Below are 21,454 nucleotides of genomic sequence, written 5' to 3'. Positions count from 1 at the left end.
CCTAGTCGAGTTCGGTGAGGATTTCGCCGACCGGCCGGCGCTTCTGCTCGGGAATGATCCGCGGGTAGCCGATCGAGAAAAGACCAACGACCATTTCATCCTCCGGGCTCACACCGAGCAGTTCGTAGAACCGTTCGTCCCGCGTAACCGCCCCCGTGCTCCACTTGCACGCGACGCCGCCCTCCCACAGGCACAGCATGAAATTCTGTATCGCGCAACAGCAGGCGGCGTAGTCCTCGCGCTCGCGGAAAGCGTCTTCCGTGCGGCGGCAGGTCACCGCCATCCAGTGCGGCACCGCCTCCATGAGCTGGCGCCTCTTCTTCGCCGCACCGGCGCCGCGCTTGGCAAGAGTGAGTTCACCGGCGATCTCGACCATGGCGTCCACGGTAGCGGCGCCCAGCAGGAAGAACCGCCAGGGTTCGGTCAGATGATGGTTGGGGGCCCAGCGCGCTGCATCCACGGCCGCCATCAGCAGTTCGCGCGGCGGCGGCTCGGGCTTGAAAAGGGCGACCGTGCGCCGCTCGCGCACCAGGCGCAGGCCCGGTTGCCGAGAGTCACTCACTCTTCATCGCGGCCGCGCTGCCGGCTCGCCTCGCCCAGCACGCCGCTCTCGCCCTCCAGCCGGGCGATCGTCACCGCGCCGCAACTGTCTCCGAATACGTTCACGGCGGTGCGCGACATATCGAGAATCCGGTCAAATACGAACAGGACGCCGATCGCCTCCACCGGCAGGCCCACCGCCCCGAGGATCACCGCGATCGCGACGAATGAAGCCGCGGGAACGCCGGCCACGCCGATCGACGTGAGCAGCGCGGCGAAGACAATCGTGAATTGCACGCCGAAGCCTATTTCCAGACCGTAGGCCTGGGCGATGAACATCACGGCAACGCACTCATACAGCGCGGTGCCGTCCATATTGACGGTTGCGCCCAGCGGCAGAACGAAACCCGTCGTGCGGCTGGAAACTTTCGCATTGTCCTCCACGCAGCGCATCGTGATCGGAAGCGTCGCGGAAGATGAGGCCGTCGAAAACGCGGTCAGCAGAGCCGGCGCCATCGCCCGATACTGGCGTAGCGGGTTCACGCGCGCCACGAACAGCAGTATCAGCGGCATCACCACGAGGAAATGAATCGCCAGGGCCGCCAGCACGGTGATCGAGAAGACCACCAGCGGCCTGGCCGCGCCCAATCCGACATCCGCCACGACCGAAGCGACGAGCCCGAAGACCCCAATCGGGGCAAACCGCATGACAAACCGGGTGACCCCCATCATCGCCTCGAAGCAGGCCTGCACGAAACTCGTGACCTGCTGGCGTCGCTCCTTCACAAGTTGGGAAAGGAAGTAGCCGAACAGGATGCAGAAAACGATGACGCCGAGCATCTGGCCCTCGGCGGCCGCCATGACGATGTTCGGCGGAAACATCCGCAGAAACACTTCCGCAACGCCGCCCTCGGCGCCCGCCACCCGCGAGGCCACCAGCTCCGAATTGGTCTCGAAATCCAGAAGCCCGCCCACGGCGACCCCGTTCAGGATGCCCGGCTTCACCAGGTTCACGACGGTCAGACCCACCAGCACGGCGATCGTGGATGTGGCCAGGTAATAGAGAAGCGTCTTCCCGCCCAGCCGGCCCAGCGTGCCGGGGCCGCCCAGGCTGGCCACGCCGGAAATGATCGACGTGGCGATCAGCGGCACGATCAGCATTTTCAGCGCATTGAGAAACAGCGTGCCGATGTAGTCGTAAATCGAGTCGTAGGTTACGCCGGCGACCAATTCGGCAGTGTCGCCGCTGATCAGCCCGGCGATCACGCCCAGCAAGATCCCCGCGAAAATCTGCGCGTACAGGGGCCAGCGCAACGGATTCCATTGGCTCACGGCGCTTCTTCCAGCGTTTCGGGCGCAATCCAGACGCTGGCCCTGTCGCGCACGCTGGCGCGATAGGCGTCGAATTCCATCAACCCCTCGCGGTCTTCCAGGTCGGCCTTGACTTCGTCGCGCTGATCCCGGGGAATCGTTTCCGGACGCCCCGGAAATACCTCGGAGACCTCAAACAGCGCGTAACGGCCGTCCAGCAGCCTGAGGCCCTCGGCGGAATGTCCGGGCGCGGCGGCGAAAATGGCATTCAGCAGTTCCGAGGGGAAGCCGGCCGAATCCCTGCGCATTTCCTGCTCGTCGAAAAACTCCACGCCCTCGTCTCCCGCCAGTTCCGGAAGTTCGTCACCGGCCTGGCGCCGCTCCAGCAACTCCGCTCCCCGGGCCGCGGCGGCCTCCGCGGCCGCGTCGCTGACGAGTATCTCCCGAATGCGATCCGCCACTTCCTCCAGCGGCTGCTGCTCCGAAGGCTGATGACGGGCGGCGCGCAGGACGATCGCCCGCTCGGGACCCAGCTGCAGTATCCGCGAGTTCTCGCCGCGGTCCAGCACGGTCTCGCCGTAGGCCGCGTCGATCACGCGCCGGTTGCCGGCAAACTCTCCGGCGCCCTCGCGGGTGAAGTTCTCGATGGTCGTCAGCGGCAGCTCGAGTTCCTCGGCGATCCAGGCGAGTCCGTCCTCGCTCTCCAGCGCCATGTCGGCCAGCCGGTCGGCCAGGTCGTAAAAGCCCGTCCGGCTCCGGCGCTCCTGCAGGTCCGCCAGCACGTCCTCCCTGGCGTCCTCGAACGGCGCAATGTCTCCTCCGCGCAAACCGTCCAGGCGAATGATGTGATAGCCGAACTGCGTTTGCACCGGCGCCGTGTATTGGCCGACTTCCTCAAGTCCGAAAAGCGCTTCCTCGAATTCCGGAACCAACACGCCGCGTTCGTTCCATCCCAGGTCCCCGCCGAGCGAGGCGGAACCGGGATCCTCGGAAAATTCCCCGGCCAGGGCGGCAAAATCTTCCCCGGCCTCCAGCCGGGCGACAAGCTCGTTGGCGCGGGCCAGCACTTCGTCGTCCCCTTCCGGGCTGGCCGCCAACAGGATGTGACTGGACTGGCGCTGCAATGGGCTTACGAACTGGTCGCGATTCTGCTCGTACCATTCCAGGGCGTCCTGCTCGGTGATCTCTTGCTGTCCCGGCAGGCTCGCGGCATCGATTTCGATGTATTCCAGGTCCAGGTATTCGCGCGTCCAGAAGCCGGAGGCGTTCTGCCCGTAATACTCGCTTACCTGTTCGTCGGTCACGGCCACACCGGCGCGGAAAGCCTCCGGAGAAACGAACAGGCCGCGAACCGCCCGGCTCTCCTGCACCAGTTCAATGTAGAAACGAAAGTCCACCGGCGTAAAGAAGGCGCTCTCGGCGATGCTCCGGTAGAACTGCTGCTGAGTCATCAGTCCCCGCTGCTGATATTCGAACCAGGACGGCGACTCGCCGATATTGGCCAGGGCGCTGCGGTACAAATCGACTGAAAACTCCCCGCGGTCGAGAAATGCGGGAATACTCTGAATCACGCTCGCCAGCCGCGCGTTGCTGGTCGTAAAGCCGCGCTCTTCGGCATGCGCCTGCATCATGCGCACGTCGATCATGTCGTCGAGTACGAGCGCGCGAAGCTCCTGCTCGAACTCCTCGGGGAGCGCTTCGCCGAACTGTTCGCGGAGCCTGATCTGTTCCTCGTCCAGCGTGCGCAGGAACTCGGCCTGGCCGATTTCCACGCCGTCCACGCTGGCTACGGCCGTGCTGGACATGCCCACATTGCCCCGCATGGTGCCGAAAGTCAGCACCAGCGCAAGCCCGATTACGCCGAAGATGATGCCGGCAACCCAGCCGCTGAGACGGTCACGGATTACCTGGAGCATCGGAGCGCGCCAATCCTCCTCAGGACGAGGGTAAGTGGCGGAGTGGACGGGACTCGAACCCGCGACCACCGGATTGACAGCCCGGTATTCTAACCATCTGAACTACCACTCCGCTATGGGTGCTGAGGGGCTTGAACCCCCGACCTTCGCCGTGTAAGAGCGACGCTCTCCCAACTGAGCTAAGCACCCGCCGGCGCCATTACCCTCGCGGAACTCGCCGCAACAGCTGAACGGGGGCAAGCCCCGAAAGCTGGAGGTGGTTAGTTTACGGCATCCCTCAGGGCACGACCTGCCTTGAATCCGGGAACCGAGGTCGCGGCGATTTGTATCGTCTCTCCGGTACGGGGATTGCGTCCTTGCCGTGCGGCGCGATGCTTGACGCTGAAGGTCCCGAAACCGACCAGAGATACCGAGTCTCCCTGTCCCAAGGCACCGCTAATGGCCCCTAAAACCGCATCCACGGCACGCGCCGCGTCCGCTTTCGCAAGATCCGCAGCCGACGCCACAGCATCCGTAAGTTCCCGTTTGTTCATGCAATTCTCCGTAGGTTTTCGCCCGGATTTACCGGTTCGATAGGCACTGGCGGTGTCTAAAGGACTATGAAATCCACCCCCAAAATTGGTATAGCGGCACCCAAAACCTCCGATGCCGCCATATCATCCCAAAAACCGGGAAAAATTCCCGGATGGCTGGGAATTATGTACTAATCCCCAGGCCGCCGCAATATTACATTCTCTTTACGGCAAACGCACGCCGCGCCTGCAAAAAAACAGGCCCGAACGGCCCTGAGGAAGATGCGCTAAACTCGGCAAATTCCATGGCGAACCTGACGAAACAAGCCCGCAAACGAGCCAGGAATCGCGTAACCTCGTCTGACCCGTCAGATTGACCGGGTGTCGATCAGATATCCACGTCCACGATCACGCGATGCAATTCGTGGTCGAAGACGAAGGGCGGTTCATACTCCCGGCTGATCGGCGCGTGCCGGTTTTCGCCACAGCGCAGACCTGAATTCGCGAAGTAGATCGGCCACATTTCGTCGAGCGCCAATTCACCAATCGAATCGTCGTCGAGCAGCAGCGTACAGCGGCCCTGGCTCGCGCCGGTCTTGACGATCCTCACCCCAAGCACATGCTCGCCTTCCGGAACGCAGCGCTGCGATCGGGCTCTGTATATGGCATTACGCGTATAGACGTACACGAAGTGGACGTAGCCGTCGCGCATGAACCACTCGTAACCGCCGCCGCTGTCCCCGGATGCAAGAATGACGCCGTTGGCACGATTGTCGCGCAGCGTGACCCGGGCGCTCATTTGCGAGTTGAACTCGTAGATGTCCGGCGCACTCAAGCGATCGAGCCGGATCATCCCGGGATAGAAAACGTACGTTGCGCGCGGCTGCGGCACCGAGTTCTGGTACAGCTTAAGCGTATCGTCTTCGAGGGGGAGCACGCCATAGCGCTCGGCCTCGACGCGCCAGATTTCGACGAGCTCCTTTAGCTTGTCCGGGTACTGCTCCGAGAGTTCGTTCGTCTCCGAGAAATCTTCCGACGCGTGGTAGAGCTCCCAGACGTCCTCATCGAAGGACGTGCCGCTCCTGTGACGGGTGACCGCTTTCCAGCCGTCAGCCCAAATGGCGCGGTCACCCAGTGTCTCGAAGTACTGGACCTTCTTCGTCGTCGGTGCTTCCGCATGGTCAAGAGCGTAGGCAAAACTCTCGCCCTGTATCGACAACGGCGTTTGACCATCAACCTTGTCGGGCATGTCCCCGTTGATCATATTGAGGAGCGTCGGCAGAACGTCAATGGCATGGTGATACTGATCGCGAATCTCGCCGGCCGGAATGTCGCCGTTGGGCCAGCTGACAATCAGAGGTGCGCGTATGCCGCCCTCGAACGTATCGGCTTTGTACCATTTCAGCGGGGTATTGCTCGCTTGCGCCCACCCTTCCGCGTATTCGCATTGCGAGGCTTCCGTGCCGAGCAGGTCGATATTCGCAAGCACTTCAGCGAACGGTTCCTCACCCAGATACGCGGATCTGCGGACGTCGGTAAGGCCAACGAGGCCCCCGCCGTATGTGGCTCCGTTGTCCGACAGCAACAGGAAGATCGTGTCGTCGAACTGGCCCTCCGCCTTCAGAAAGTCCACCAGGCGCTGCAGCTGGTCATCCGTATGCTCGAGGAACGCGGCGTAGACTTCCTGGCCTCGCGCCGCATACCGTTGCTGATCTTCAGTCAGGCCGGCCCAGGGTGTTCCGGTGGGGTTGCGTGGCGCCAGCCGGGTCTCGGGAGGGATAATTCCGATCTCCTTCTGACGGCGGAATCGCGCCTCGCGAATTACATCCCACCCCATGTCGTAATCTCCGCGACGTCGTTGCAGGTAGTCGTCGGGAACGTGCAGCGGAAAATGGGTGGCGCCGAATGACAGAAAGTGGAAGAAGGGTCTGTCCGAAGACGAAACGAGGTGGTTCTTTATATATTGAATCGACCGATCGACCAGGTCCTCGCTCAAATGATAGTTGTCGCTCTTGTCCGGGTACGCCGCCGTCGTATTCTCGAACATCTCGGGATGGAAATGGTCGACCGCGGAACCATGGAATCCATACCATTTGTCGAAGCCCCTGCCGGTGGGCCAGTGGTCGAATGGCCCTGTTCCGTTCTGATCGTGCAACATCGACAGGTGCCACTTTCCGCAGGCTGACGTTCTGTAGCCAAGCTCTCTCAATGCCTCCGGAAGCGTCACTGCATCCTGACGAATCCAGCCCTTGTAACTGTCGTGATCCGCTCGTCCCCACTCCGCAATATTTCCCACACCCACGGCATGCGCGTTCCTGCCGGTCAGCAGACATGCCCGCGTTGGGGAGCACAGGGCGGTTACATGAAAATTGTTGAACCGGATTCCTGCTTCTGCCAGACTGTCGAAGCACGATGTATCGAGTTCGGATCCATAGCAACCAAGATCCGAAAAGCCTACGTCGTCCAGAACGGCAATGACGATGTTGGGCGCCTTGGGCAATGCCCGGCTTCGCCAGTTCGCGTCGCGCACGGAACGGGGCGCCTCGTCTTCCGATGCCGTCGCGAAGGTCCCGGACAGCCCGGTCGCGGCAGATGCCGCGGCGGTTGAAAGCAGAAATTTCCGTCTGGTGACTGGCATGGTCTCACCCTGTCGACTGTCTGTCGCCCGAGTACATTCGGCCGGCCCCCCGTGACCGGGCGCTACCCCGCCGGGCTATGTCTCGCACTATGGCCTGTCGCCGATTGTCAGAAGCGGTATTTGATCTTGACGCCAAAGTTTCGCGGATAACCGAAGTTCGAAGGAAGCGCGTCCTCACCACTGATGGTGACCCGCTGGAGAATAGCTTCGTCTTCGATGTTTTCAACATACGCTTCCAGGCCGAAACTCCCGTCAGGCGACAACCAATTGACGCGCAAGTCTGTCTTCGTGTACGCGTCCTGAATAGCCGTGGGAAAATCAACATTGAAGCTGCTGGTGTTGTAGTCATCCGAATACGAGAAGTGCACGGATGGAACGAGAGTTCCATATTGTCCGAGATCAAACTCGTAGTTCCCACCAAGCTTTATCGTGATGTCCGGCGACCATGGGGGTGTTTCGCCATCGAGAGTTATGAATCCCTGGGGAACCCCGTTAAATACCTGGAATGGGTTGCTGGTGCCGAACACACCGTACTCTGCGTTAAGGAACGCCACATTGGCCGACAGGTTGAGATTGTCCACCGGATTGGCCAGCAGTTCGATATCAAGCCCTCGGGCTTCGATATTGCCGCCATTGGCCGAATACGTCACAACCAATCCGCTGGGGAGTGTTTCCTGAAATTGCGTGGCGAGATTCTCATATTCGTTGAAGTATGCCGCTACATTCAGTTGCAACCTGTTGTCCATCAAGGTGGACTTCCAGCCGATCTCGTAAGCGGTTGATTCCTGCTGTTCCAGTATGTTGCCGGCATCCAATGCGCCGGACAGAAACCCCGTTGACGCTGCGGCATAGAGCATCGATAAGTCACTGACGTCGTACTCGAAACCGGCTCGCCACGTTACTTCGTCAAATGTTTCGGAGTTGTGGTTCGGTGCATTCGCCGCCGTAAACACGAATACGCCGGTCGGGTCATCAACAATCGCAGCGGATGCCGACGGCAGGCTGACGGCGATTCCCCCGTTGAAATTGCTTCCGTCGGAAATCGACTTGTCCTCCTCGTTGTAACGAAGGCCCGCTACCAGTCGGAACTGATCGGTAACGCTGAACTCCACCTGGCCAAAAACACCGGTCGTATCGATTTCGAACTGGCGAGCTCTTGCGAACATTCCGTTGTAGGTTGTTGTCGGATCCATTACGGGGGTGCCGGTCAAAACCGTCGTCAGGGTTCCATTCCCGTCCGGAGCCTGGACCCTCACGGAAGGATCATCCCTGGTGTGTCTCAGGAATGAGAACTGCATGAAGCTCTCGTCATTCGAATAGTACAAGCCGCCGGTCCACTGAGCGCGACCATCACCGGTCGAGCTGATCGTCAACTCCTGGGTCATGGATTCTATGTTCTCCTCCCACCAGAATCGCTCGAAAGGAGTCGGGCTGTGGTCTCCATCGTCGCCGAACAGCGAAGAGTAGTCGGTCCAGGAAGTGATCGACTTGATGTCAAAGGAATCAAGGCTCCACGAAAGCGTGAGTGTGAGATTGTCCTGATCAAGGTCGCCATCGGGAGAATAGTCCTGACTGATATCGTACGGGCCGACCGCATTGAAGTCGCCGGGTACGCCATTCGATCCTCTGCGTGCATTCGCGCAGTCAATATTCGGACCACGAGGATCGGTCAGGCCATTCGCGGTTACAGGTCTGCAAATCCCGGGACCACCAAAAATCATCGGAATCGTGCCGTTTTCGGTGATCGTCGTGACTCGCAACAGCGCGCTGAACGTGGCGCTCGGTTCCCACAGCGCTGACGCTCGTATGGAAAGATCGTCATCCGCGCCGAGGTTTTGCCCGGCACTGTTCTCGATCCAGCCGTCACTGGTTTCATAAAGTGCGGCAAACCGGAACGCGAGCTCGTCGCTCACTGGTACATTGACGAAACCCGTCGCTCTCATCGCCTCGAAACGCGCGAACCCGATCTCCATGTTTCCGCTGGTCCCTGCATCGATGTCCGGGGCGTTTGTGATCAGATTGATCGCGCCCGCAAGCGTGTTTCGGCCGTACAACGTACCCTGGGGACCCTTGAGCACCTCGAGGCGGTCTACATCAAAGAATGCGCGGCTTTGCTGCGATGCCCGGGGCTTGTAAACACCATCCACGAACATACCGACAATTGCCGAGTTGTCGGCGAACGTGTTGTTGGCGTTGGCGCCGCGGAGTGCAATCTTGGCATCGTTACCGATTCGCCCGAAACTGACACCCGCCACTGCTTCGTTCAGGCGCGTCACGTCGGTGACGCCGGCAAGACTCAACGCTTCCTGGTCGAAAGCCTGGATGGACAGGCCCATATCCTGCACCAATTCAGAACGCTTCTGTGCGGTGACGACAATCTCTTCGATCTGCGCGTATGAAGTTGACGCAAAAAACACACTCAGGAAAAGTGCGGCTGCGCCTCGTTTGGCAACTGTGCCTTCGGTATTGATGACCATCGTGTCCACCTTCGGTCTTGGGGATGTTTGCTGACCCGAATCGGCGGATGCGATTTGATCCTTTCCCCGTGCACAAATCCCCGCCCGCGTAATTCGGGTTCGCGTTGCCTGAGCATACGTACTCACGACTTGGGAGTCAATGAATCGAGCCGGAAAATCAGGACTCTCGAACAGGCCCGGCCTGCAACTTGCGGAGCGTTGTAACGATTTGTAAAACTGCCTTATGATGATGAATTACTACTTGCGTCCGCACCAAAAAGAGACCCTTCAGATGCCATTGCAATTCAGGCAAGTGAGCAGAACGGTGCAGACCCGCTTCGCCGTTTTCATCGGCCTGACCGCGATGATCGCCGCTGACGTCCATGCCGGGGAGATGAAGCTGCTCTGGGGCGATACTCACCTTCATTCGTCCTTGTCTTCCGATGCGTATCAGTTCAGGAATCGTTCGATTACTCCGGACCTTGCGTATCGATACGCGAAGGGTTTTCCCGTTGTTCATCCTTACACGAAATCACGGATTCGAATATCGCGCCCCCTCGATTTCCTTGCCGTAACGGATCACGCGGAGTGGCTGGGCGAGGTTCCTTCGGTGATTCTGAAGGATCCGAAAGCCGCCCGGGAATTGATCGAGATGGTGCTGGAGGAGGATGGGACGGACCAGGTTGAAGACAGGATTACCGAACTCATGCTGCCGACCTGGTCGCACCTGCCCTCCCCGATGTATACGGACGCCTTCAATTTCGATGCCTGGGAAGAAATAATCGATGCAGCGGAAGACCACTATTCCCCCGGTGAATTCACGACGCTGATTGGGTGGGAGTGGACGGCAAGTCCAGGGTTGACGCAGCATCGAGTCGTGCTCACTTCCGCCGGCGGCGACAAGGCAAGAGCCATTACACCGCTCAGCGCCCTGGAATGCAGGGGTGAAGGAATATGCACCTACGGATCACCCGAGGACCTCTGGAACTGGCTTGAAGAAACGTCGAAGAAGGAGGACATGGATTTTGTGGCCATTCCACACAACCCGAACCTCTCCAGGGGTACTGCATTTCCTCTCGGTGCGAGTGACGGCTCCGCCATCGATGCAGCGTATGCGCAACGCCGTATGCGTTGGGAACCCGTGATTGAGGTCACTCAGGTCAAGGGCGATTCCGAGGCAGACCCGGTGCTTTCGGCTACCGACGAATTCGCTGCATTTGAGAAGTTTGGCGCAACAGCCAGTCAATATTCGACACGTGAACGCGAAGTGGCGGCCGGCTCGTTTGCGCGCTCCGGGCTGCGCCGCGGCCTCGAATTCCAAAAAACAATCGGCGCCAATCCCTACAAATTCGGCCTGTCGGGCGCGACCGATTCCCATACCGGCCTGACCGGGTCAGGTGAAGATGACTTTCAGGGCAAGTTTGGTACGGATTCCATCCCGGCTTTGAAGGACACGCCGCTGTGGCCGGGGATCGCCGATTGGAGAGGCTGGCAGTACTCGGCGTCCGGGCTTACCGCGGTTTGGACAAGAGGCAATTCGCGAGAAGAAATCGTAGCCGCACTCAAGCGGAAAGAGGTTTACGCTACAACCGGAACTCGCATTCGGCTTCAGTTCTTTGCCGGCTGGTCGTTCGTGCCGGAACATGCAGAGCAAACTTCACTGTTTGATGTCGGTTACGACCTGGGCGTCCCGATGGGCGGAGACCTCCTTGCCGCTCCGGTGAGGAACGGGCAACCTCTCCGTCCGACCTTTTTGATTCGAGCGATCAAAGACCCGGTCGGAGCCAACCTGGACAGGGTGCAAATCGTCAAGGGCTGGGTTGATGACCACGGAGATAGCCATGAACGTGTTTACGATGTCGCGTGGTCGCATGGCCGGAGTGTCGATCGCAAGGGGAGCCCGGAGCCTGTGGGCAATACCGTTGACCTCGCTACCGGCCGGTACGCCAACACTATTGGCGCACCGAACCTTTCCGTCGTTTGGACCGACCCGGAATTCAACCACTCTCAGCCGGCCTTCTACTATGTGCGCGTGTTGGAGATTCCCACACCTCGACACTCCCTGCATGACGCGATTGCATTGCGAATCGACCCGGCGGAGACAAAGCGTCCGGCCACGATCCAGGAACGAGCGTATTCGTCACCCATCTGGTATACCCCTTGATCCGCGACTTGCTGAACAAGGCGCTGAGAGATCCTCTGACCCACTTTGTCGTCGCCGGATTTGCCGTTTACCTTCTTCTGGGGTCGACACCCATGGATCGAAACCTGGGTTTTGGTCAAAACATCATAGTCGTTGACGAACAGTCTGTTCTGAGATACATCCAATTTCGAAATCGCACCTTTGACGCCGATCAGGCAAAAAGATTTTTCCATGGATTGAGCGATCCGGAACGTGAGGAGGTCATCAATCAGAGCGCCCGGGAGGAGGCGCTTTACAGAGAGGCGATTCGGCTGGGCATACAGGATCACGACTACGCGATCCGACAGCGACTCGTGGGCTCACTCGAATTTGCGGTTCGCGGGCTCGGTGACGGAGACTCCCCCGTAGATCCAGATGCTCTGACCGCGTTCTATGACCGGCATAAGGATGACTACTTTGTACAGCCGAGCATTACATTTACGCATGTATTCCTGAGGACATTCGGAGGTCGTCCGGACGGCGCCCGGGCCCGGTTGACCGAATTACTCGGTTCACTGACGAACGAGAACGCACCCGCGGATTACGCAACTCGCTTTGGCGACGACTTTTTGTATGGCGCCAATTTCGCCGATCGAACCATTGGCGAGGTCACGGCGGATTTCGGCAGCTCATTCGCCGATCAGGTGTTTGACGGGAGCCGACATCTTGATCAATGGTTCGGCCCGATCGATTCGGATCATGGCGTTCACCTGGTTTTCGTACTTGAGAGGCGTGATGGATACACCCCTTCATTGTCGAAGATCAAGGACAAGTTGCTCGCCGACATGGCTCACGAACGCAGTGTTCTGGAAACTGAAACGAGAATTGACAGGATTGTTGAAAAATACGACGTGCGCGTCAGGCTACGGAATCAGGAGCCTGTTGTTCCCGGTATGCCTCCATGACCATCCTTGATCGCCGTTTCGGCCGGCTCGCGACCATTCTTTTCGTCATCCTTCTCGAACCCCCTTCGATTGCATCTGCTCACGACGGCAGGCCGTTGGTGATCGGGCTGGATCAAACCGACATCGGACATTACATCGCGAGCGTATACGCGCCCCCTACGGTCGCTTTTGAGAGTTTGCCGACCGTCTATTTCCCTTCCGGTTGCGAGCAACGGAATAGCCGCAACAATGGTTTTGTTTCGATAAGAGCGGGCTCGACACAAACCATTTTTTGCCCCGGTGGATTGAGCCAACGCCGGATAGAGGTCGACTACCCGCTTGGAAACCCGTCGTTGTCAACGCTTCTGAGGATCACCTGGAGCGTCGGTGACTCCGCTACCGTTCTGTCGGAACCAGGCAAGAACATTGTGACCGTACCGATGCGTCCGACGACATCTACGGTCAGTCTGGAGTTTCTCAAGTTTGGAATTACACACGTCCTGGCCGGAGTTGATCATCTCGCGTTTGTGATTTGCCTGCTATTCCTGTGCCGAACGATCAAGCATTGTCTGATCGCGGTAACCGGGTTCACGGCGGCTCACTCGATCACGCTGACGCTTGCGGCGCTGGGTTACATTGGTGTACCGATCAGATTTGTCGAGATCCTGATCACTCTCAGCGTCGCAATCCTGGCGGCCGAAGTCTTGAGATCAAGAAGAACGCCGACGCTGCCGAGGCGTCATCCTTTCTGGCTGGCGTCCGCATTTGGACTACTGCACGGACTCGGATTTGCGTCAGCTCTCGGCGAAGCCGGACTACCTCGGTTCGCAACGGTTCAAGCACTGCTGTCGTTCAATATCGGCGTGGAGCTGGGACAGGCTCTTGTCATTGTTCTGGCGTTGTCAATCGCCTATTCATTACGATCGCTTCCGGCGGTGGTCAGGAACACGGCCGGCGTGACTTCGGTATATGTTGTCGGAGTAACGGCAGCGTACTGGTCGTACTCTCAGATCGGCCTGGGCTAGATGCCGATCCTTCGGTTTTCCGCGCCTGGCCATCCGGACAATCAATTGATCAAAACGGGAGACAGGCAGTGAGCGCGGAATACAATCTTGACCTTATCAAACGCCTTTACGTGGCTTTGAATGCACAAGACCTGGCAGGCCAGGATGCGTTCTGGCATGAGGACATGATTTGGCATGGCCCGCCCGGATTTGGTGACGTACATGGCCTCGATGGTTTTCGATACAAGGTCTTGCTGCCCTTCTATACCGCGTTTCCGGATTACCATGTAAAGGACGAAATACAGGTTGCAAATGATTCCTGGGTGTCGGCTACCGGCGTGCTGACTGCTCACCACCGGGGTGAGTGGCTTGGCGTACCACCCACCGGGAAGAAGATCACGATGCGTTATTCGGACTTTTGGCTGGTTCGAGACGGCAAGCTGTCGGAAAACTGGGTGATGGTCGACAACCTTGGAGTATTGGCGCAAATGGGCGTTGAGACCATACTCGATAAACGCAGGCAGGATTCTTGAACAGGACCGGGGCGCCCGGGTCTTGAAGCTGGAGTCGGCCACGCAGGCACGCCGGGAGAACAGTTGATGCCCGAATTTGGAATGCTCAACTGGACGATTCTGATCGTCTACGTTCTGGCCAACCTTTTGCTTGGTTTCATTCTGAGCAAACGTGTCGCAACCGCCGAAGATTTTTACCTGGGGCGGCGCACGACACCCTGGTGGGCAATAGGAATATCGGTCGTCGCAACCTATGTCAGCGCATTGTCGTTTCTCGGCGCGCCGGCGTGGTCCTATACCGACGGCATGTCCGTCGCGATGATTCACATGAATTATCCACTCGTGATCATCATCGTGATCACGCTGTTCCTGCCGTTCTTCTACAACAGCGGCTGCGCATCCATCTACGAATACCAGGAGAGCCGCTTCGGTTCAAAATCCCGTTCGACCATATCCGGCATATTTCTTGTATCTCACGGCATCGGCGCGGCGGCGATTCTCTACGCAACGTCGCTCGTGCTGCAGTTCATCACCGGCATCGACGTTATCTACGCCATCGTGATCGTGACGGTGATTGCGCTGATCTACACAACCCTGGGCGGCATCACGGCCGTCATCTGGACCGACGTGATCCAGGCGGTCATTCTCTTCGTTGGCGCGGGAATCATTTTCTACGCCCTGGTTCAGCAAATGCCGGGATCGCTGAACGACACGCTGGTTGCGCTCAAGGCGCAAGGCATGACCAACCCCCTGCATTTCGATTTCGACCTTTCGCACACCACGACAGTGTGGGCCGGCGTCGTCGCGATGACGATTTATCACGTTACCGTTTACGGCGTGAACCAGATGATGGCGCAACGTGCGTTGGCCGCCAAGAATATCGGTGACGCAAAGAAGTCGTATCTGATGATGGGATTCGCTTCGCCGTTCATCTATTTCAGCTTTGTCTTTCTCGGTATTCTGTTTTATGCGTACTACGACGGCAGAGAGTTCGAGAACGGCAACACGATAATTCTGCAGTTCGCTTCCGAATACGGGCTGCCGGGACTGATGGGAATCATCGCCGCGGCAGTCATGGCGGCATCCATGTCGACGCTGGACTCCTCGTTCAATTCGATGTCGACCGTCACAACCGTGGACTTCTACCAGAAATATTTCAGGAAAGACGAGTCCGAGGTTCATTACCTGAAGGCGACACGCTGGTTCACCCTGATGTGGGCGATCATCATCATCGTGCCGGCCGTTTTGTTTTCCAGAACGGAGGGTTCCATTCTCGAGGTCCTGAGCCAGGTCGGGTCCTACTTCGTGGGCGCGAAACTCGCCATGTACGGGATGGGTTTCTTTTCCAAGCACACGACCGAACGGGGCCTTCTGGTTGGCGTGGTTGCCAGTTTTATCGCCGTCTGGACGATCGCGGGCACGACGGACATTGCCTGGCCGTGGTACTGCCTGATCGGCGCCGCCGCCAATATCGCGGTGTCATGGACAGCAAGCCTGATTCTCGACGGCCGTCAGGAGGAATGGCACCCGTTCAGCGTTCCCGGTCAGCTGAAGAAATTCCGTGACCAGAACCTGAAGGAGAAGAATGACGGTTGGTACGTCGTGCCAGGACGAATCGACACGATGAGCTACGTTCTGTTCGGCTTCTTCGTGCTGTGGATGATCGGGCTTTACTTCTTCAACGCACTGATTTGAGCGCGATTGGACGAGAACTCCAATCCTGCCTGAATCCTCGACCGGCAAGGGCGAACCCGTCACCGGCGAGACTAACGGGACGGCGGAAGTCCGTTGATCATCCCCACCGATATCCCGTACGCGTCGAGGCCGACCAGACGTCGCAGCACAGGTGAAGCGTTCTCCGCGACCTCGGGATCGAGCGAGGCAGTATGGTTCTCCTGGGTGCGAATCCAGGGTTGACAGAAATAGCTGAATATTCCCCGTCGCAGGGTCCTCGCTCGATTGGACCCGGTTCCGTGCCACAGCCGGCCGTCAAAGAAGAACAGGGTCCCCGCCGGCGCCTCAATGGGTATGGCGCGCTTCTCTTCACCGGGCGCCGGATTGCGATTCAGCTTGTGGCTCCCCGGAATGGCCAGTGTGGCGCCGTTTTCTGCCCGGAAGTCGTCCAGCAGCCAGCCGCCGTTGCAGACGATCGGGTAGTCGGGCCACGGTTCATGCACGTAGCCCTGATCGCAGTGCATGAGCATCGGCGTCCCGCCGTAACCCGCGATGTTCGCGGTCAGGCTGGACAGGAGGAACTGGGGCAGCCCGTCGTTCTCGATCCCGTAGGCCGTTCGATTGCCGAGCAGTTCGCCTGCAAGGTCAAGCGCCAACGGATGCTCGGCCAGTTCGACAAACTCCGCGCCCCGATTGAGGAGCTGCCACAAACGCTGGTTGGCGCCGCCCTCGTCCACGAATGGATGTCCGCCGGCGATGTCCTCGCCGGCGGTGCGATCAACTGCCGCCTGCAAGCTAGTCAGCTGTGATTCAGGCAGCGCGTCGGCAACGAGGCAATAGCCATGCTCCGCCAGATCGGCGCTCATCTGCGACCGATCGGAGGTTGGTTTCGGCAGGAAATTCGATGACGTCATGACCTCCGGACCTGCGCCAAAACGTCGACGCCCATCTGGTCCAGCAGGTCCATGTAGTCCAGCAGCACCCAGTTCTCGGCGATCTTGCCGTCCGCGCAACGGTAGAAGTCCATAACCCGCAGAGTGAGTTTCCTTCCGGTCGGCTCGACGCCCAGGTATTCGCCCCTGTGGGTCATCGTCATCGCCGGCCAACCGCCAACAACGGCATAGTCACCGTCACCGAACTCGCAGAATCTGTCGCCTCCCTCGCGATCGGGAAACGCGGTCAGAAATGGAATCCTGTGATCTTTCAGGAATCCTGCCCATCGGTAATTGGACCCGATCCCGCCCGGGCCGTACCAAAGCATGTCTTCGTGCCAATAGCCGTTGATACCGGTCTGGTTGGCCGAGGAGAACGTTTCCGGATCGTATTCATGCAGGTCGGCAAGCATTGCGTTGACGAGTTGCATGCTGGTTTCGCCGCGATCGCGATTGCCCGGCAGCACGCCGTCATGCGTTGCCGGGCCCGGGTAGAGCATTTCGTTGCCCAGGACATGGGGGATGGGCGACTGTCCCGTCTGTCGCAACAGGTCGACCAGGTCGAGGATCAGCTTCGCTTCGCCGATGCGGCCGTCATCGACACGGTAGAACTCGCCCGATCGCAGCAGCACCAGCCGGTTGTTTGGAGGGATACCGAACAGAGGCGCATTGAAATTGCCGACATAGTGGGTAAGGGACGCGATCCATTCGCAACCGTCGTGCGGATTCCTGCTCCCTATGAATATCTCGTCGCGACGGCGCACACCGTGAAGGGAACGGCGAATGGGAGTCACGAACTCGTCCATGACGGCATCGATGCCGTTCAGGCAATTGAGCGGAAAGCAGGCATCCCAAACCACGTCCGGCCGAACGAACGAGCGCATGAACCTGGCGAGTTCATCGTCAGGTTGCTTAAATAACCGATTCAGCGATTTCGAGATCAGGTCTCGATGGTCGGTCATGGAGCAGCGTCAGAAGCTCTAGCTTGCGGACAGTCCGTACTTGCGCGGCGTGCAGGCTCAGTGGGGGCGCGGATGATCCGGCGGGGGCGGAGCAGCGGGTGTTGAAGTCGCCGCGGCGGCCTGATCGTCGGCAACGGAAGCGGGGACCCCGGGCATGCTCTCCAGGGCGTGTTCCAGCACTTCGTCGATCCAGCGCACCGACCGGATATCCAGGCTGCGCTTGACGTTGGCCGGGATCTCGGCCAGGTCCTTCACGCACTCCTCCGGAATCAGGACGCGCTCGATGCCGCCCCGGTGCGCGGCCAGCAGTTTTTCCTTCAGCCCGCCAACCGGCAGTACCTCGCCGCCCAGCGTTATTTCGCCGGTCATGGCGACGTCGGCACGCACCGGGATGCCGGTCAGCGCCGACACCAGGGCGGTGCACATGCCGATTCCGGCGCTGGGGCCGTCCTTGGGCGTGGCGCCTTCCGGGACGTGCACGTGCAGATCCAGTTCGGACTGGAAGCCCGGGTCCAGCCCCAGCGAGGCGGCCCGCGCCCGAACGACGGTCAGCGCGGCCTGGATCGATTCCTGCATGACGTCGCCCAGCTTGCCGGTCAGCGTCAGCTTGCCCTTGCCCGGCGAGACCGAGGCCTCGATGCGCAGCAGCTCGCCGCCCACCTCCGTCCACGCCAGGCCCTGGGCCTGGCCCACCCGGTTCTGGTTTTCGGCGCGGCCGTAGCGGAACTTGCGCACGCCCAGGTACGGCTCGAGCTGGCGTGGGCCAATGCAGATTTCTTTCGGCGAGGGGCGCAGCAACTGCCGCTTGACGACCTTGCGGCACACCCGGGCGATCTCGCGCTCCAGGTTGCGCACTCCGGCCTCGCGGGTGTAGTGGCGAATGATGTTGCGCAGGCCGCCGACCGTGAAGCGGAGCTCGTCCTTGCGCACGCCGTTGTTCTTCATCTGCTTGGCGATCAGGTAATTGCGCGCGATGGCCAGTTTCTCGTCCTCGGTGTAGCCGGGAATCCTCAGAACTTCCATTCGGTCCAGCAGCGGCGGCGGTATGGCCAGCGTGTTGGCCGTACAGACGAACATCACGCGCGACAGATCGAAATCGACTTCCAGGTAGTGGTCGTTGAAGGTGGAATTCTGTTCCGGATCGAGCACCTCCAGCAGCGCCGAGGACGGGTCGCCGCGAAAGTCCATGGACATCTTGTCCACCTCGTCGAACAGGAACAGCGGGTTGCGCACGCCCGACCGCGCCAGGTTCTGGATGATCTTGCCCGGCAGCGCGCCGATATAGGTGCGGCGGTGGCCGCGTATCTCCGCCTCGTCGCGCACGCCGCCCAGCGACATGCGCACGAAGGAGCGGTTGGTGGCCCTGGCGATCGAACGGCCCAGCGACGTCTTGCCGACGCCGGGAGGACCGACCAGGCACAGGATGGGCCCCTTAAGCGACCGGACGCGTTTCTGCACGGCCAGGTACTCGAGGATTCGCTCCTTGATCTTCTCCAGCCCGTAATGGTCCTCTTCCAGGATCCGTTCGGCCCGGGCCAGGTCGCCGTTGGTCCGGCGCTGCTTCTTCCAGGGCACCTTCAGCAGCCAGTCCAGGTAGTTGCGCACCACGGTGGCCTCGGCCGACATCGGCGCCATCATCTTGAGCTTGCCCAGTTCGGTCATGGCCTTTTCCTGGGCCTCCTTGGTCATGCCGGCTTCCTTGATCCCCTTTTCCAGCGAGGTAATCTCGTCCGGCGCCTCGTCGAGCTCGCCCAGCTCCTTCTGGATGGCCTTCATCTGCTCGTTCAGGTAGTACTCGCGCTGGCTCTTCTCCATTTGCGTCTTCACGCGGCCGCGAATCTTGCGCTCGATCTTGAGCATGTCGATCTCGCTGCCCATGAGGCCCACCAGGTATTCCATGCGCTTGCCCGGATCGCCGGTCTCAAGCACGACCTGCTTCTTCTCGAGCGCAAGCTGCATGTGCGCGGCGATGGTGTCGGCCAGCCTGCCGGTGTCGTCCAGCCCCGACACGCCGGCCAGCGCTTCGGGCGGAACGTTCTTGTGCAGCTTCACGTACGACTCGAACTGGCTCAGCAGCGAGCGGCGCAGCGCTTCCATTTCGTCGGGCTTGTCCTTGCCCGCGGCCTCTTCCGAGATGGTCTCGAACTCCGCGCTGAAGAATTTGCCTGACTTGAGCGAACTGAGGCGCGCGCGCAGGACGCCCTGGACCATCACCTTCACCGTGTTGTCCGGCATCTTCATCATCTGCAGCACGGTCGCCAGCGTGCCCACCCGGTAGATGTCGCGCGCCTGCGGTTCGTCCACTTCCGGCTTCCGCTGCGCGACCAGCAGGATCTCCTTGCCCACGGCCATCGCGTTTTCCAGCGCCAGGATCGAGGGCTTGCGTCCCACGAACAGCGGAACGACCATGTGCGGGTACACGACCACGTCGCGCAGCGGCAGGACTGCCAATCGGCGGGGCACGGCCAGGTCTGTGCTGGTGTCGTCGCTCATGGTGTTACCTCGATATGGGGCTGGTCGGCGCCAAACCCAACCCCGAAAGCATCGCCGGTGATTCGGCCGGTTGCCTGCCCCGCAACTGATTTCGCCATGCCGCGAGGAAGGAAACTAGCCATCCGATCCCGTGGCCCTCTCGTATTCCTCGGGCGGCTTCAAGGCCAGCGGCTCGTCGGTCTCGTACACCACCAGGGGCTTGTTCTGGCCCATGATCGCCCCGCGGTCGAGCACGACGCGGCGGGCGTTCTTCAGCGAGGGAAGATCGAACATCGTGTCCAGCAGCACGTCCTCCAGGATGGTGCGCAAACCGCGTGCGCCGGTCTTCCTTTCCATGGCCCGCTCGGCAATGGCCTGGAGGGCGCCCTCGTGGAATTCGAGTTCGCAGTTCTCCATTTCGAACAGCACGCGGTACTGCTTGGTCAGCGCGTTCTTCGGCTCGACCAGGATGGCCATCAGCGCATCGAGGTCCAGCGGATAAAGCGTGGCCACCAGCGGCAGCCGCCCGACAAATTCGGGTATCAGCCCGTAGCGGATCAGGTCCTCGGGCTCCACGTGCGAAAGCACATCGCCCAGGCGCTGGCTTTCGTCCTCGTCCCAGACTTCCGCGGTGAAGCCGATGCCGCTGCGTTCGGTCCGGTTGCGGATGATGGCGTCCAGCCCGGCGAACGCGCCGCCGCAGATGAACAGGATGTTCGACGTATCCACCTGCAGGAATTCCTGCTGCGGATGCTTGCGCCCGCCCTGCGGCGGCACCGAAGCCACGGTGCCTTCGATGAGCTTGAGCAGCGCCTGCTGGACGCCCTCGCCGGAAACGTCGCGGGTGATGGACGGGTTGTCCGACTTGCGCGAAATCTTGTCGATCTCGTCGATGTAGACGATCCCGGTCTGGGCCTTCTCGACATCGTAGTCGCACTTCTGAAGCAGCTTCTGGATGATGTTCTCCACGTCCTCGCCCACGTAACCGGCCTCGGTCAGCGTGGTGGCGTCGGCGATGGTGAAGGGCACGTTGAGGATGCGCGCGAGCGTCTCGGCCAGCAGGGTCTTGCCGCAGCCGGTCGGTCCGATCAGCAGGATGTTGCTCTTTGCGATCTCCACGTCCGGCGCGTCCTTTTCCCTGCGCCGCGAACGCATGCGCTTGAAGTGGTTGTAGACCGCCACCGACAGCACCTTCTTGGCCCGGTCCTGGCCGATCACGTATTCGTTCAGGAATTTCATGATCCCCGCGGGCAGCGGCAGGGACACCGGCTGGTTTTCCGCCCGGTCCTCGAATTCCTCGCGGATTATGTCGATGCACAACTCGACGCACTCGTCGCAGATGTACACGGAAGGGCCCGCTATGAGCTTGCGTACCTCATGCTGGCTCTTGCCGCAGAACGAGCAGTAGAGGAGTTTCCGCTCGCCTCCGCCGCCACGATTATTTTTGCTGGACATAGCT

General features: G+C 60.1%; 15 protein-coding genes and 2 tRNA genes. 5 read left to right on the top strand and 12 right to left on the bottom strand.

Translation table 11 applies throughout. From position 1 onward, the window contains the following. Window position 1: 1 nt before the first annotated feature. The 8 genes from F4036_06375 to F4036_06340 form a co-directional block, all read right to left on the bottom strand. Window positions 2-562 (bottom strand): nitroreductase, encoded by a 561-nt coding sequence (locus F4036_06375; GenBank protein MYK37366.1) that lies wholly within the window; start codon window positions 560-562, stop codon window positions 2-4. Continuing rightward, a complete protein-coding gene (locus F4036_06370; protein ID MYK37365.1) occupies window positions 559-1,854 on the bottom strand; it encodes a dicarboxylate/amino acid:cation symporter in 1,296 nt (431 codons plus the stop codon). Before F4036_06370 ends, F4036_06375 begins: the two co-directional genes overlap by 4 nt. A 14-nt stretch (window positions 1,855-1,868) precedes the next feature. Beyond that, the gene (locus tag F4036_06365; protein ID MYK37364.1) at window positions 1,869-3,767 is read right to left on the bottom strand and encodes a hypothetical protein; all 1,899 of its coding nucleotides are present in this window, start codon (window positions 3,765-3,767) and stop codon (window positions 1,869-1,871) included. A 35-nt stretch (window positions 3,768-3,802) separates the two neighbouring features. Next, window positions 3,803-3,879 (bottom strand) — tRNA-Asp (locus F4036_06360). A gap of 4 nt (window positions 3,880-3,883) precedes the next feature. After that, window positions 3,884-3,956 (bottom strand) — tRNA-Val (locus F4036_06355). Window positions 3,957-4,027: 71 nt separating this feature from the next. Continuing rightward, window positions 4,028-4,300, bottom strand: coding sequence for an HU family DNA-binding protein (locus F4036_06350; protein ID MYK37363.1), 273 nt, complete (start codon window positions 4,298-4,300; stop codon window positions 4,028-4,030). Window positions 4,301-4,667: 367 nt separating this feature from the next. Further along, window positions 4,668-6,917 carry an arylsulfatase gene (locus tag F4036_06345; GenBank protein ID MYK37362.1) on the bottom strand — a complete coding sequence of 750 codons (2,250 nt, stop codon included), beginning with the start codon at window positions 6,915-6,917 and terminating at the stop codon, window positions 4,668-4,670. 107 nt (window positions 6,918-7,024) lie between these two features. After that, window positions 7,025-9,394, bottom strand: coding sequence for a TonB-dependent receptor (locus F4036_06340; GenBank protein MYK37361.1), 2,370 nt, complete (start codon window positions 9,392-9,394; stop codon window positions 7,025-7,027). Window positions 9,395-9,737: 343 nt separating this feature from the next. On the opposite strand from F4036_06340, the gene F4036_06335 reads away from it, so the two are divergent. From F4036_06335 to F4036_06315, 5 genes are all read left to right on the top strand, one after another. Next, window positions 9,738-11,537, top strand: coding sequence for a DUF3604 domain-containing protein (locus F4036_06335; protein MYK37360.1), 1,800 nt, complete (start codon window positions 9,738-9,740; stop codon window positions 11,535-11,537). After that, a complete protein-coding gene (locus F4036_06330; protein MYK37359.1) occupies window positions 11,534-12,460 on the top strand; it encodes a peptidyl-prolyl cis-trans isomerase in 927 nt (308 codons plus the stop codon). Before F4036_06335 ends, F4036_06330 begins: the two co-directional genes overlap by 4 nt. Then, complete coding sequence (locus tag F4036_06325; protein MYK37358.1) at window positions 12,457-13,464, top strand: HupE/UreJ family protein; 1,008 nt, start codon at window positions 12,457-12,459, stop codon at window positions 13,462-13,464. Before F4036_06330 ends, F4036_06325 begins: the two co-directional genes overlap by 4 nt. Further along, entirely contained in the window at window positions 13,005-13,976 is a 972-nt protein-coding gene (locus F4036_06320; GenBank protein MYK37357.1) for an ester cyclase, read from the top strand. The genes F4036_06325 and F4036_06320 overlap by 460 nt, the downstream gene beginning before the upstream one ends. 66 nt (window positions 13,977-14,042) lie before the next feature. Then, on the top strand, window positions 14,043-15,650 hold the full coding sequence (locus F4036_06315; GenBank protein ID MYK37356.1) for a sodium/solute symporter: 1,608 nt from the start codon (window positions 14,043-14,045) through the stop codon (window positions 15,648-15,650). A 71-nt stretch (window positions 15,651-15,721) separates the two neighbouring features. Here F4036_06315 and F4036_06310 read toward each other — a convergent pair whose 3' ends face one another. From F4036_06310 to clpX, 4 genes are all read right to left on the bottom strand, one after another. Beyond that, a complete protein-coding gene (locus F4036_06310) occupies window positions 15,722-16,543 on the bottom strand; it encodes a phytanoyl-CoA dioxygenase family protein (protein ID MYK37355.1) in 822 nt (273 codons plus the stop codon). Continuing rightward, the gene (locus tag F4036_06305) at window positions 16,540-17,445 is read right to left on the bottom strand and encodes an ester cyclase (protein ID MYK37354.1); all 906 of its coding nucleotides are present in this window, start codon (window positions 17,443-17,445) and stop codon (window positions 16,540-16,542) included. The genes F4036_06310 and F4036_06305 overlap by 4 nt, the downstream gene beginning before the upstream one ends. A 135-nt stretch (window positions 17,446-17,580) precedes the next feature. Next, window positions 17,581-20,016: an endopeptidase La gene (locus tag F4036_06300; GenBank protein ID MYK37353.1), complete on the bottom strand. Its 2,436-nt coding sequence runs from the start codon at window positions 20,014-20,016 to the stop codon at window positions 17,581-17,583. Window positions 20,017-20,130: 114 nt separating this feature from the next. Then, window positions 20,131-21,450, bottom strand: a complete 1,320-nt coding sequence (gene clpX / locus F4036_06295) for an ATP-dependent Clp protease ATP-binding subunit ClpX (GenBank protein ID MYK37352.1) — start codon at window positions 21,448-21,450, stop codon at window positions 20,131-20,133. Between the last annotated feature and the right edge of the window lie 4 nt (window positions 21,451-21,454).

Source organism: Gammaproteobacteria bacterium (assembly GCA_009845905.1).
In the GTDB taxonomy this organism is placed as follows: domain Bacteria; phylum Pseudomonadota; class Gammaproteobacteria; order Steroidobacterales; family Foliamicaceae; genus Foliamicus.
Note: the sequence above shows the minus strand (reverse complement) of the source record. Positions and strands in the feature narration are given on the sequence as shown.

What these genes read in the sequence shown, in the direction of transcription:
- F4036_06365 (MYK37364.1), bottom strand. Translation starts at nt 3,767, where the DNA reads ATGCTCCAGGTAATCCGTGACCGTCTCAGCGGCTGGGTTGCCGGCATC.
- F4036_06350 (MYK37363.1), bottom strand. Translation starts at nt 4,300, where the DNA reads ATGAACAAACGGGAACTTACGGATGCTGTGGCGTCGGCTGCGGATCTT.
- F4036_06345 (MYK37362.1), bottom strand. Translation starts at nt 6,917, where the DNA reads ATGCCAGTCACCAGACGGAAATTTCTGCTTTCAACCGCCGCGGCATCT.
- F4036_06340 (MYK37361.1), bottom strand. Translation starts at nt 9,394, where the DNA reads ATGGTCATCAATACCGAAGGCACAGTTGCCAAACGAGGCGCAGCCGCA.
- F4036_06335 (MYK37360.1), top strand. Translation starts at nt 9,738, where the DNA reads ATGATCGCCGCTGACGTCCATGCCGGGGAGATGAAGCTGCTCTGGGGC.
- F4036_06325 (MYK37358.1), top strand. Translation starts at nt 12,457, where the DNA reads ATGACCATCCTTGATCGCCGTTTCGGCCGGCTCGCGACCATTCTTTTC.
- F4036_06315 (MYK37356.1), top strand. Translation starts at nt 14,043, where the DNA reads ATGCCCGAATTTGGAATGCTCAACTGGACGATTCTGATCGTCTACGTT.
- F4036_06310 (MYK37355.1), bottom strand. Translation starts at nt 16,543, where the DNA reads ATGACGTCATCGAATTTCCTGCCGAAACCAACCTCCGATCGGTCGCAG.
- F4036_06305 (MYK37354.1), bottom strand. Translation starts at nt 17,445, where the DNA reads ATGCGCTCGTTCGTTCGGCCGGACGTGGTTTGGGATGCCTGCTTTCCG.
- F4036_06300 (MYK37353.1), bottom strand. Translation starts at nt 20,016, where the DNA reads ATGAGCGACGACACCAGCACAGACCTGGCCGTGCCCCGCCGATTGGCA.
- clpX (MYK37352.1), bottom strand. Translation starts at nt 21,450, where the DNA reads ATGTCCAGCAAAAATAATCGTGGCGGCGGAGGCGAGCGGAAACTCCTC.